The following is a 12,554-nucleotide window of genomic DNA, read 5'->3' on the forward strand; positions in this document are numbered from 1 at the left end:
CACCTCGTGCCTTGGCTCTCCACGCGCGACGCGCTCGACCGCCACGAGATCGACGTCAACGCCTGGGTGATCAACGAGGGCGCCAACGTCATCACCTCAGTCGGGCCGCACGCCTACCAGATGCGCGCTGCGACGCCGCAGGACTTCGTTCGCTGCCAGGTAGTCCCCGGCGTGCGCTACATCGCCACCTCCGAGCCTGACGACGAGGGCTGGATGGACTGCAAGCCCATCCCCTGCCCGCGCAGGAAGCTCCTCAACGTCGCCGGCGAGATCGTGTCGTGGCATCCCGAGGACCAGGCGAAGACGATGTGCCCCGAGCACCCCGACCTCTTCCTGGACGCCCAGCTCCAGCGCACGAGCGCCGCGATCCGCTCGGGGAACATCGAGAGGATGCAGGCGTTCTTCCTGAACGTGGGCGTCGGCGGCGCGGGCAAGACCTTCGACCGCGAGTGGACCACGACGATGCTCGTCGGAGTCGACCACCCCTGGGACCGCAGGCGCCTCGTCGGCAACGTCGGCGTCACCGAGTTCGGTGACGACAACAAGCTGCTCACGCTCGTCGGCACCCGCCTGAACTGGAAGGCCGACATGGGGGCCAACCCGCGCGTCCAGGACAAGGACTACGAGCGCATAAAGGCGCTCACCGGCGGCGAGTCGGTCGTTCTGAACCGCAAGTGGGACAGCTCGATCAACTCCGACGCCGTCGCGACGTTCACGATCGCGAACTCGAACAACGAGGTCCAGTTCCCGAGCTACGACGCGGACCTGACCCGCCGCCAGAAGCGCCTGCCGTACAACCACAAGATCCCCGACGAGAAGAAGATCCCGGATCTCATGGTCCTCGCCAAGACCGACCCGGCGATCTGCACGTGGTACTTCGACCAGGCCATCCACCGCTACCCGACCTTCGACCACTTCTACCCAAACGAGATCATGGACCACGCCCTCGAGGAGTCGGTCATGGAGTCCGACACCCTCTCCCAGCAGGTCAAGGGCGCGCTGTCGCTTTTGCACGGCAGCTGGGTCCCGGTCGACTTCGCCTACCAGTTCATCCAACGATGGGTCGCCCAGAACATGTCCAACACGCGCATCGCGTCCATCCAGCGCGTCAAGAAGGAGCTGCCGCGCGTGCTCAAGCCCCTCGGGCTCGTCTACGTCTCCGACCAGTTCCGTTGGCGCGGCCGCTTCTCGCCCGAGGTCAACGCGGCGGCCGTGCACAGCCTGTGCGAGCCCCAGATCCGCTACGACCAGAACGGCCACGAGGTCGCTCGCGACTACCGCCCGGCAGCCCTCGCGAACTGGGCCGACGCCGTCGAGACCGCCGTGGGCGGCCGCGACCGCCTGCGCGGCTGGATCATCCGCGAGGACGCCTGGGAGCAGTGGCAGGAGAGCGGGACCATGCCCGATCCGAACTCGGGCGTCGCGCTGGTCGACGAGGAGGCAGGCGGGTCCGCCGACGCCGACGACGCGCGCGAGCGGGCCGTCTACGAGCGCGTCTATGTGCCGCTCGTCGCCGGCCTCGCCGCCCTCGGCGCCAAGGACCTCGGGTTCGGCCCCCTGCGCGCACTCGGCTTCGACGACTGGCGCGCCGCCGGCTGCCCGAGCGCCGTGGCCCTGCGCGAGCAGCTCACCGAGGCCGAGATCAGGGCCGTGGGCGAGCACCCCGAGCTCGCGCTGATCGCCCCGTTCGGAGCCTCCGCCGGGGCTGGCGTCAGGGTGGTCTACCTGGTCGAGCGCTCGCCCGAGCTTGCGCTCACCGCCCCCGCGACCGTGCCCTGCCTCGACGTGGCCTATCTCGTCGTCTCGGGCCGCGCCGAGATCGCGGCGGGCAACGNGTCGTCTACGACGGCGGGCCTGAGGGGGGCGACGGTCTGCCGCGAGGTGATCTGTGAGGACGAGTGGGCCGCCTATGGCAGGCCGGTGCGCGTCACGCGCACGGTCGAGGTCGACGGCGAGCGTCTGCCGCTGATCGAGTGAGGCGACGGCTGTGCATTGATTGGACGAGATCACGAACGAGAGGAGTTAATCGTGAGCGGGTGGGTTTACGACGAGTACGGCAATTTTACAGGCCAAGCGGATTACACCATCGACGAGCTTTTTGATCATCAGCTTGATGCCCGGCATGTGCGTGACGACATCAGGCTCCATCGGAAACGGCACGGGCAGGACCCGACCCTCAAGCAGGTCGAGGAGTTCGTGCGCGAAGAGTACGTCGAGGAGCCGTGCGAGACATGCATCGAGTGGCTGGGAAACGGTTGTGACGTTCCCGATTGCCGACGCGAGCCTCGCCCCTTGCTCTCTGAGCCGCTGGTGCAACGGTTCGCCAAACGATTCTGCGATGAGGCTGGCATCGCGGTCGAGTGAGGCAACGACCCCGCAGGCATGCGCCTGCGTGTCGATACGCCCGCTGCGGGGCCGGGCCGCGAGCCTAGGCCCCGTCGGCGGGCGGTGAGCGAGAACGAAACGACCTCAAGGAAGTGATCGAACGATGAGCGATGAGATGCACGAGGGCCCGTGGACCGCGTCACCGGACGCGGCGGCGATGAAGCTCGTGGAGCTGCACCGTCGCAGCATCGAGGACGAGCCCATACCGCCCGACGCGATGGGCTACGAGGAGTTCTGCGAGCTGTGCGAGCGCGTGAACGACGAGCGGTTCCACGCGGCGGTCGCCGCAACCGGTTTCAACGGGTACAGCGGCGACCCGCTCGACCCGGAGGTGCTCGAGGTCGAGGCGGTCTACCACGCGGCGTGCGAGCTCTTGGCGCGCTTCGTCGCGGACGAGGACGGGTGCGGCAGCGGGCTCGAAGCCGCGCTGCACCTCATCCGCCGTGAGAACGAGACGTGCGACGAGCATCTGGTCGTCGGGACGATGTGCGACGGCGAGTTCCGCGCGCTCGAGGGCTTCGGTTCCCTCGAGGCCGGGAAGCGCGACGGCGAGCCCGCGAACGAAACGAACGAGTAGGGAGTGACGGAACGATGAGTGAGATCAGGATCGACGGCGCGGCGGGCGCGAAGCTCGCGCAGATGCTCGAGGCGGCGACGCCCGAGCGCGTGGGCGAGCTGAGCGGCAGGGTCGCCGAGGCCGACGCGGAGGTCGAGCTCATNAGCACGCGGCGCGCAGGTTCGCGCCGCATGGTCTGAACGAAAGGGGGTGCGCCGACATGGCGCAGGCACTGAGCAAGGCGAGCGCGCACGTCTCCTCGGGGGACGTCGCTGAGCGCCACGACAGGCGCGAGTACGTTCCGAAGAATGCCGACCGGTCGCTCGGCGGCCGCAACGTCATCATCCATGACGTCGGCGACTACCGCGAGGCGATCAACGCGGAGTTCCGCGACGACGTCCTCGCGTACAACGCATCGCAGAAGCGCGTCGAGCGGCACAAGTCGCTCGACTACTACTCCGAGGTCGTCGCGAGCGCGCAGCAGGAGCCCGTCTACGAGTTCGTTGTGGGCGTCGGCAGCCGCGAGACGTGCGGCGTGTGCGACGACCCGTTCGACGACGAGGAGTTCGAGGCCGCTCAGGCGGCCGACCGCGCCGACGGCGNCGAGGAAAACGGCCCGTCAGCGGGCCGTGAGGTAGGTCAGAAACGTTTTACGAGCGCAAACGCGCGTTTACGAGAGACAAGGGAGTGATTCACATGGCAAAGCAGCAGGTGGGGGGCTCGTCGTGGATCGGCGTGACCTCGTGAAAGCCGGGTTGGGCGTCGCAGGCGTGCTCGCGGGGCTCGGTCTCATGACGGGGTTCGGTGGCGTGACTCCTGCGATGGCGGCGGGCGCGCCCTACCGCTTCGTCGAGGTCGACTCGCTCGACGACGTCGAGCACAGCGGCATCCACCTCAACAGGTGCGACGTCATGCTCCAGACGGCGGACTGCACGATGGCGACCGGGGACTTCCGCCTCGAGGAGACCGACCAGTGGCAGCGGGGATCGATGGCCGTCACCGTGCCGTACGATCCCGGTGCCGATCGCTCGTGGTCGGGGACGTTCGAGGCTCGCTGGGACGGCATCTCGCTCGACGTCGACGGTGCCCCGCTCGACCTCTACATCACCGTCACGGGCGCGCGCACCCTCGGTTACGTCGGCAGTGGCGCGTCGGACACGCGGACCATCGTCATGTTCTCGTACCCCGGCGAGTGGAACCAGGGGCTGTGGTGCAAGTCGAACGTGACCAACGGCACGGACGATACTTGGAGCCTGCCGGTCGCCGTCATCGTTGACGTGCGATTCACGCGCGCCGGGACCGACGAGCCCGCGCTCGGCCGTTACCGCTTCGACCTGCGCGATGTCGACACCCTGTCGAATGCGAGTGACGACTTCGACGAGTCGGTGCGCTTGATTGACGGGTTCGACTCGGAGATCTGGGTCTATCCGGGCACGACGATCGAGCTCGACGCCGGCAACGGGTGGTGTCGCGCGACCGCGCCGACGCCCACGGACCAGAGCCCGACCGAGGAGATGTCCGTCATGACGGGCGCGTCGTTCTCCATCGAGTGGCGAGGCCAGGCATGCGAGACGGCGCTGTTCGACTCGCTCGATGACTGGGGCGCCGCCGCGGCCGCGTCATATGGCGCCAGGGTCGACAAGGGCGCAGCGAACGGTGGTTGGCTGTAGCGGTTTGACGGAGGGCTCGGCAAGGCCCCGCAGCTTGCTGGTGTTCGCACCGGCGGCTGCGGGGCTTTTTCATATCGCTCGCAGCACGTAAAATGAGTGTTGCACGAGCGTAATCGCTCGCGATTCGTATTTCTGTCCGGGCGGCTTGCTAGACTGCTCGATAAGACGAAACCGATGAAAGACTTGTCGAGGTGAGCCGATGGCGCCAAGTGCCCTCATGACAGCGGAGAGAACGCGCTCGAACGTGGTGGCGACCACGGCGGAGGCGACGCGTTCCGATTATTCCCAGTACCTCACGCCGTACCAGACCGCGAAGCTCGCGGCTTCGATGTTCTCCGATGTCGAGAGCGACCGGATGCTGCGCTGCCTCGACCTCGGGGCGGGCACGGGCATCCTCTCGGTGGCGCTTGCCGAGCGCTACGGCGGCCGGATGGGCGTCGACTGCATCGAGCTCGACCCCGAGCTCGCGGCAATCTGCGACGACGAGCTCGCGAGGCTCGAGGTCAGGCACCGCGTCGTCGTCGGCGATGCGCTGATGGCGCCCATCGAGCCGGGGTACGACCGCGTGATCCTCAACCCGCCGTACAGAAAGATGGCCGCCGGCGACGTGAGGCAGGCCGGGCTCCCGGCGCGCTCGCCGAACCTGTACTCGGCGTTCATGATGGTCGCCCTGTGGGCGCTCGCCCCCGGCGGCGAGTGCGTCGCCATCGTGCCCCGCTCGTGGACGAACGGGCAGTATTTCCAGCAGTTCAGGGCGTGGGCGCTCTCGAAGTGCTCGCTTGACGCGATGCACGTCTACGGCTCGCGCACGGAGATCTTTGCAGATACGAACGTGCTGCAGGAGACAATGCTCGTACGGTTCTCTAAAAGGCCGCAGTCGCCGACCGTGCGCGTGTCGGAGTCGCAGGTCAAGGACGGCGAGCCCGTCGTCCACGAGTACGCGTTCGACGAGCTCGTGGACGTGGAGGGCGATCTTACGGTCCGTATGACACCTGCTGAGCGCGGCCCGCTCGACGGCATGGCGACGCTCAAGGCGTCCGGGCTCTGCGCGAGCACGGGCAAGGTCGTGGACTTCCGCTCGCGCGAGGTGCTGAGGCGCGAGTTCGAGCCGGGGCTCAACCGGCTCATCTACGCGCGGAACTTCACAGCCGAGGGGTTCGAGCACCCCGTTGATGGATACAAGCCGCAGTGGATCGACTGCTCTAGCGAGAAGTTCGCCAAGCAGCTCATCCCGGCCGGCAGCTACGTCGTCGTGAAGCGCTTCTCGTCGAAGGAGGAGACGCGTCGCGTGAAGGCGCACGTGCTCGACCTCGACGAGCCACAGGCGCTCGAGAACCACCTGAACTACGTGCACGCGGGCACGCCGAGGCGGACGGCTCCGCTCGACCCCGCGCTCGCGCGTGGGCTCGCGCTGTGGCTCTCGTCAACCGAGGTCGACGCGTGGTTCCGGGCACGCTCCGGAAGCACGCAGGTCAACGCGAGCGACCTGAACGCGATGCCCGTGCCCAGTGCGGACCAGCTCGTCGAGCTGGGAGGTCGCTGGTCGCTCGGGCTTAGTCAGGAGGAGGTGGACGGGCTGTGTCTATCGGTCCTTCCGTAAGCGTCGAGGGTGCGCGCGAGCTGCTGCGCGACCTCGGCATGGACGACGAGCGCAGCAACGATCGCTCGGCGATGGTGTTCCTCGCGCTCGCGAGGCTCAGGCCCGGCGATGACTGGGGCGACGCCACCAACGAGATGTACGGCACGCGGGCGATCATGGATTGGATCGCCGAGGCGTTCGGCGTCGAGTACAAGCCGAACACTCGCGAGACGGTGCGCCGGTTCACGCTGCATCAGTTCGTGCAGGTCGGCATCGTCGAAGAGAACGCCGACGATCCAACAAGGCCAACGAACTCACCGAAGTGGAACTATCGGCTTACGTCGGATGCGCTTGACCTCGTGCGACGCTGCGGGACGCCGTGGTACCCTGCCCAGCTTGACCTCTGCCTCGACGGGATGACCACGTGGGTCGAGTATGCCTCTGAGCGTCGTGAGATGGCAAAGGTACCGGTCGCACTTCCGGGCGGCACCGAGGTCAGACTCTCGGCAGGTGGTCAGAACGTGCTGATAAAGGCCATGGTCGAGGAGTTCTGCCCGCGCTTTGCGCCCGGTGGGCGGGTGCTCTACGTCGGTGACACGAGCAAGGTAAACGAGACCATCGACGAGGCGACGCTCCAGCGCATCGGCGTTACGTTGCCTGAACGTGGCAAGGAGCCCGATCTCATCGTATGGCGCGAGGACAAGGGCTGGCTCTACCTTATGGAGGCCTGCTCGACGCACGGGCCCGTGGATGTCACAAGGAAGCATGAGCTCATCGACCTGTTCGGTGACTGCGGGCATGACTTGGTCTACGTGTCGTGCTTCCCAAACAGGAAGGTCATGCAAGGCTACCTCGGCGACCTTGCTTGGGAGACCGAGGCGTGGTGTGCTGATACGCCCGACCACATGATTCACCTCGACGGCGAGAAGTTCATGGGGCCGTACTGATGCGGATTACATACCTCATTAAGAACGACGAGGTCAAGGACCGATTCCTCAAGGAGGAGCTGCCCGTCAAGGTGACGCGCAGCGACGTCGGCACGTACGATGCGGACGACGGCAAGCTGTATGTCCTGTCGTTCAGCGTGGAAGGCTTCGCCATCGCGGGTGCGAGAACGCTGGCCGGGCTCAGGCGTAAGTTGCATGACGACACGAACACGCGCCTCCTTGTGGATGACGCCTCGCTTAAGTTCGCCGTCACCTTGTACCCGCATTTCGCGGAGTATGAGCGGGAGCTGAGGCGTGCGATCACCCTCGCGACCTGCGCCGAGCAAGACAACTTCGATGACGGCTTCGTATTGAGTCTCGAGCGGCTTACCCTCAGAGAGCTGGGCGAGCAGCTGTTCTATGACCGGTCGTTCCAAGATAAGATCAAGGGCGTAGTCAAGAAACCTTTCACAAAAGACGAGCTCAATGAGCTTATAGCGCGTGCTGACGAGAACACCGTCTGGGCCAACCTCTTTACCGACGGATCTCTCGCGTCGGTTTTCGAGAACTACTGGGTTTTATACGATATTCGCAACAGGGTGATGCACCAACGCCTCATTTCTGCGGGGCAGTACGATCGAGCCCGCAAGGCACTGCGCGAATCAATTGACGAGCTCAATGCGTATGCTGAGCGGGTTCTTTCCGACGTGAGCTACCCGAAGCGGCATGCGGAGCGCGCTGTGAACGCCGCAAAGCTCATCAGGGAGAACTATGAGTCGATGTTCCAGAACCTTGGTGGCAGCCTCGAGCGCTTTGCGGCAATCGCCAACGTAACGCAAGGCCTTTCGAGCAAAATCGACGCCAGCGGACTTGCTTCCCTCGCAACGCAGATGGCCGGCGTGCAGGAGGCTATCGGCGCAAATCAGGCGCTGATGGATTCCGTGCGGTCAATCTCAGACACGATCGGCGCAGTTCAGACGCCTGGGCTCACATCAGCGCTTGAGGCTATCGGACAGCAAAGCCAACTGCAAAAGCTGATTAGCGAGGGTTCTCTTGCCGAGCTCGCTCGACCCGCCGTTTCCGTTGATTGGCCTGCGTTGCAGGCGAGCGTGTTGTCGAATGTCGATACTTCCGCATTCTCATCCCTTGGCGGTGTCGGGGCATTTGCTATAGACAAGAGCGACGCAGACGACGAAACGTCAAAGGAAGGGCCAGTTGAGGACGACGCGAAGTCCGAAGCGAGTTCATAAAATAGGAAGCCCCTGCTCAGACACGTCTGAGCAGGGGCTTCGTCGTGTCACTCGCGCTTCCAGCGATCGTCGAGCTCGGCCTTCACGGCACTGACTGCCGCGATCATGACGTAGGCGACCGGCGGGTCGAGCGGCTGGTCTCCTTCGGTGCTGCGGCGCAGCAGCTCGCGGACGCCGTCCAGCGTCTCGATCATCTCGGGTGTCGACATGGACATGGGGCTCTCCCTTCACTCAGGCGGGCGCCTCTCGCCCGCCTGAGCGGGACTTTTCCCGCGCTACACCATGCCGTCGCCGTCGGCCTCAGTGAAATAGGCGTATTCAGGCTCGAAGGCGGCGCTGTTGAACAGGGCTTCGATCTCGTCCACGGTGAGCCGGCTGACCTGGTCGGCGGTGAACTGGCCATTGTCCGCCAACATCCACGCGTGGGGCCACCACGCCGGGTGGTCGGCCCAAACGTTGAGCCAGTCCTCCTCGGAGACGTACTCGCCGAAGTCGTTGATGCGGTAGATCCCCTCGCATGGGGTGAACGTGTCCCGGACGCACGCCCTGAGCTCGTCGGTCACGTCGAGGATCCGGCTCATGGCCTCGGATCCGATTGCGTTGCCCATCGTCATCCCTCCTGACCTCGTGAGACGATTCTCTTGATGCGCATGCACGCCTGGAAGCAGGCCCGCGCCTGCGTGTCCAGCCACTCCTCGGCCGCGTTCGGCCGGCGCTCGCCGCCTCTCGTGCGCCTGAGCTCGCTCGGGCAGCACAGGCGCTCGGCGATGTCGGCGTCGTATATCAGCGCGCACCCGCCCCACGAGTAGTCGTGCCACGTGGGCGCGCCGTCGAGCAGGGTCCTCTCGACGGTCCGCGCGGTGAGCTCGGTGACCTCGAGCTCTTCCAGCATGTCGAGTGCGTATCGCGTGACGCCCCGGTCCCAGGCCGACCGGTCGCGGCGGGCCCCGAGGGCGGCGACGACGTCGCTGACCAGCATCCCCGTCACCCCCTCGCGATGAGCGCGGGCGCGAGGCGCGCCATGACCGCGAGCTGGCCGAAGTTGCCGTAGCGCACGGCACCGCCCACCTCGGCGAGGCCCCGGCGCTCGAGCTCGCGCAGGTACCTCAGGTTGTCGCACGGCACGAACGCCCAGTCGTCGCCCGGGAGCGCCTGCTCGGGCAGGTTGACCGTGAGGTCGCACCACAGGCCGTCGTCGAACTCGTCCTCGGGCTCGAGCTCGTAGAGCAGGACCGCAGGGCGGCCGTTGGCCTCGTAGCGGCCGAGCGCGGGCGTGAGCGCGGGGGCGCCCGGGATGTGGATCCGGATCGTGGTGAACGTGAGCATGGCTGGCTCCTCTCTCTCCGTTTGTTGTCGAGAGGCCATCCGTGAGCCGCGCGGGCGCGCGGCTCTGCCAGAAAGCGAAGACGGCCCGCGACCCCTTATGGGGGCGCGGGCCGTTGGCCTCATGGCTTACGTGCTGCGCGGCTGGCGCCACTCAATCTCGTCCACCATGACCTCTACCTTGCTGCGGCGCTGTCCCTGGCGGTCGTTGTAGGTAAGCTGCCGGAGATGGCCCTGGACCATGGCGAGCGACCCCTTCGCGAGGTAGCGGGCGAGCGCGTCGGCGCGCCTCCCGAAGACCGCGCAGTCGATGTAGCTCGGGCGGTCCTCGAACGCGCCGTCGGCGCCCTTGACGCGCTCCGTGACGGCCACGGTGAAGTTGAGCACCGCCGTCCCGCTCCTCGTCGAGCGCAGCACCGCGTCGTCGACGAGGTTGCCGGAGAGGGCAACGCTGTTGATGGCTGACATCGGAATCCCCTTCCTGTCGCTGCTCGGGCATCTCGCCCGCTTCGGAGGGGCTTCCGTGGGAGGCGCGGCTTGACGCGACCCCCAAATCTTTGGTGGCGGTATGCCTGGGATTAAGCGTTATTCATGGAGGACGACGGGAGACAGAATGTGGCTGTTTTGCCGCGGTTGTTCTCATGTGGTGTCCGCTTGGTCGCGGTGTTTCCTAAGGCGCTTGCCAGGGCCCGAAGAGGTGGTACACGGGCCCGCTCAACCCGTTGCTGGGCTACGCGAGGAGGATGTGCCGCGTCGCCGAGGTCGATAGATGGCGCAGAGGAGACGAGCCGCAGCGCGTGAGGGCGGGGTGTCTTTTCCGTGGGCGTCGATGCGGCGACTGCCGTTGCGGTCGCGGCTGCGCGTCTCCGGGCAACGCGGCCGNACGCTTTTTGAGACGCATTCGAGATGGGTGTTACCTGCGGAAACGACCAAAAACGGGAGCGTCTCAATTTTCGGGGCGCTTTTTTTGTTTTCTTATATGTGCGTGAGAGACGCATGCGTGAGTAAAAGACGCGGCGGAGGCGTGAGCGGTCGATGCTGTGGATCACGATTGCGAGAGCGCGTTTCCATATGCACACGTAATTAAGCCCCCATATTTGTGAGACACCTAGTAAATAATATAGAAATGACCTTTTACCTGCGGAAACATTGTCTCAAAAACCGTCTCAAATAGCGTCTCAGCTCGTTTTTCTGAGACGGTCGGCCTCCCGGTTCCGAAAACCCGTTTCCCTGGGACGTCTCCGACAACGGTTCGACGACCCCGTTTCCGAGGGGTCTGTTGGCTGACGCCTTCCACTGCGTCAGTCGCCGCCGGCTCGAGGCACGCAGCACCTCGGCGACCGCGAGGAAAGGAAAGGCGCCCTTACGCGCCGCCGCGTCGTGCCTCGACTCCAATGGGCGCGGGGCCTCGGCGTTGCGTCGCGAGGGGCTCCTGCCGCGTGATACAATGCTCTCAGCGACTGATTCGATCGGCGGTCGTCGGGGGGCGTGCCCGGCGGCCGCCGAAGTTGTATACGTACATCCTAATGTACATCCGACTCTATTGAAATGAAAAAAGCTAGGTACCGAAATAATGGTACCTAGCTGCTATTTCATGGTCGCGGGGGCAGGATTTGAACCTACGACCTCCGGGTTATGAGCCCGGCGAGCTACCAGACTGCTCCACCCCGCAATGTCTGGGCGCACCGCGTGCGCAAGGAGATATATTACGCACGCAAGTCTTTTATTGCAAGACGCAATCGCCCGCTCTCCACAACTTAAGCGCAAGATTGCGCGTTGGGGGGCGGCGTCTGCAAGAAAACCGCAAACCCGATTAAATCAGGCCAAAATGCTCCAATGCGGTCACAACTCCGTCATCTTCAACAGAATCGGTCACGTAAGCGGCGATCGCCTTAACGGAATCCAGCGCATTCCCCATAGCCACGGGCACATCCACCGCTTGCAGCATGGCCAGATCGTTTTCGGAATCGCCAAAAGCAAACGTACGTGCAGACGAATCACCCAACAAATCGATCGCGCGCCTTACGCCCACGCCCTTGTCAAAACCCTTCATGGTCAGATCGTACAAACCTAACCCCAGATTAAACACGTTAAAATGCTCTTCCAGGTAATTCCGCGCGTCCCCAATGCGACCCATGGAAGCCTCGTCGAGGCCAAACTTGTTGAACCCAAGGTCGGGAGCAACCTCGCAGACCCCCTCGAAGTTCCTCACATGAGGGACTTGTTCAAAACCCTTGTATGGCTCGTTGTTCGGCGACAGCACCACGCACTGCTTCGAGCCCTCGAACATCGCGATTCCGTCCGTCTTTTCCAAAACGCGAACCGTTTGCTCAAGCAAGTCGGCAGGAATGGTTTCCTCAAGCACGATCTTGCCGTCAATCGTGACGACCGCGCCTGCGCCCGTAACATAGCCCGTCACGGGCAGCGCGCGCAAGCTGTCTGGAATCAAGCACAACGGGCGACCTGTACAGATGAACGACTTATAGCCATTGTTGTGCAAACGCTCAAACGCCTCGTAAATTGCAGGTGTGGGTTTCCTGCCAATGAAATCGTCCGGCTCTCCGTCAACATTCCCATGGCCCACAATCGTGCCGTCAACATCGAAAAACAGCACCGTAGAGGCAGGATCCTCATGCGTGTTGGCAATTTGGGGTTGCGCGGGCGTAACGGAAGCTTCACTCATATGCGATTCCTTTCGAGCGGCGTTGCGGGCACCATTATATATGGGCGCTCTCTGACACGCATACTCGGACGCACGAAAAGATGGCCGCATTATATGGACGCTCTCCGACGCACGAAAAGACACGCGCATTGATGCACCATTGTGAGGAAGTGCCCGTATTCCAGTGCGCCTCCCTTCTATTC

12 protein-coding genes and 1 tRNA gene are annotated in these 12,554 nt (G+C 64.5%); 6 read left to right on the forward strand and 7 right to left on the reverse strand.

The annotated features are described in order from the left end of the window. Window positions 1-2,028: 2,028 nt before the first annotated feature. The 6 genes from C1711_RS05100 (at window position 2,029) to C1711_RS05130 (ending at window position 8,366) form a co-directional block, all read left to right on the forward strand. Window positions 2,029-2,364: a hypothetical protein gene (locus C1711_RS05100; protein ID WP_102338075.1), complete on the forward strand. Its 336-nt coding sequence runs from the start codon at window positions 2,029-2,031 to the stop codon at window positions 2,362-2,364. A 124-nt stretch (window positions 2,365-2,488) separates the two neighbouring features. Next, the gene (locus C1711_RS05105; RefSeq protein ID WP_102338076.1) at window positions 2,489-2,962 is read left to right on the forward strand and encodes a hypothetical protein; all 474 of its coding nucleotides are present in this window, start codon (window positions 2,489-2,491) and stop codon (window positions 2,960-2,962) included. A 704-nt stretch (window positions 2,963-3,666) separates the two neighbouring features. Beyond that, a complete protein-coding gene (locus C1711_RS05115) occupies window positions 3,667-4,611 on the forward strand; it encodes a hypothetical protein (protein WP_102338078.1) in 945 nt (314 codons plus the stop codon). 199 nt (window positions 4,612-4,810) lie between these two features. Further along, a complete protein-coding gene (locus tag C1711_RS05120) occupies window positions 4,811-6,211 on the forward strand; it encodes a methyltransferase (RefSeq protein WP_102338079.1) in 1,401 nt (466 codons plus the stop codon). Then, on the forward strand, window positions 6,190-7,137 hold the full coding sequence (locus C1711_RS05125; protein ID WP_199824846.1) for a BsuBI/PstI family type II restriction endonuclease: 948 nt from the start codon (window positions 6,190-6,192) through the stop codon (window positions 7,135-7,137). Before C1711_RS05120 ends, C1711_RS05125 begins: the two co-directional genes overlap by 22 nt. Further along, complete coding sequence (locus tag C1711_RS05130) at window positions 7,137-8,366, forward strand: hypothetical protein (RefSeq protein ID WP_102338080.1); 1,230 nt, start codon at window positions 7,137-7,139, stop codon at window positions 8,364-8,366. Before C1711_RS05125 ends, C1711_RS05130 begins: the two co-directional genes overlap by 1 nt. A 47-nt stretch (window positions 8,367-8,413) precedes the next feature. On the opposite strand, the gene C1711_RS07745 is transcribed toward C1711_RS05130, so the two are convergent. The 7 genes from C1711_RS07745 to C1711_RS05160 all read right to left on the reverse strand — a co-directional run bounded on the left by C1711_RS07745 (window position 8,414) and on the right by C1711_RS05160 (window position 12,372). After that, the gene (locus C1711_RS07745; RefSeq protein WP_159060059.1) at window positions 8,414-8,581 is read right to left on the reverse strand and encodes a hypothetical protein; all 168 of its coding nucleotides are present in this window, start codon (window positions 8,579-8,581) and stop codon (window positions 8,414-8,416) included. Window positions 8,582-8,641: 60 nt separating this feature from the next. Next, window positions 8,642-8,974, reverse strand: a complete 333-nt coding sequence (locus tag C1711_RS05135) for a hypothetical protein (protein WP_234346263.1) — start codon at window positions 8,972-8,974, stop codon at window positions 8,642-8,644. A gap of 2 nt (window positions 8,975-8,976) precedes the next feature. Further along, on the reverse strand, window positions 8,977-9,345 hold the full coding sequence (locus tag C1711_RS05140) for a hypothetical protein (RefSeq protein WP_102338081.1): 369 nt from the start codon (window positions 9,343-9,345) through the stop codon (window positions 8,977-8,979). A gap of 5 nt (window positions 9,346-9,350) precedes the next feature. Further along, window positions 9,351-9,692 carry a DUF4313 domain-containing protein gene (locus C1711_RS05145; RefSeq protein ID WP_234346265.1) on the reverse strand — a complete coding sequence of 114 codons (342 nt, stop codon included), beginning with the start codon at window positions 9,690-9,692 and terminating at the stop codon, window positions 9,351-9,353. Window positions 9,693-9,818: 126 nt separating this feature from the next. Then, window positions 9,819-10,157, reverse strand: coding sequence for a single-stranded DNA-binding protein (locus tag C1711_RS05150; protein WP_102338083.1), 339 nt, complete (start codon window positions 10,155-10,157; stop codon window positions 9,819-9,821). A 1,127-nt stretch (window positions 10,158-11,284) separates the two neighbouring features. After that, window positions 11,285-11,361 (reverse strand) — tRNA-Met (locus C1711_RS05155). A gap of 141 nt (window positions 11,362-11,502) precedes the next feature. After that, entirely contained in the window at window positions 11,503-12,372 is an 870-nt protein-coding gene (locus C1711_RS05160; RefSeq protein ID WP_159060060.1) for an HAD family hydrolase, read from the reverse strand. Window positions 12,373-12,554 lie beyond the last annotated feature (182 nt).

It is taken from the genome of Collinsella provencensis, assembly GCF_900199705.1.
Classification (GTDB): Bacteria; Actinomycetota; Coriobacteriia; order Coriobacteriales; family Coriobacteriaceae; genus Collinsella; species Collinsella provencensis.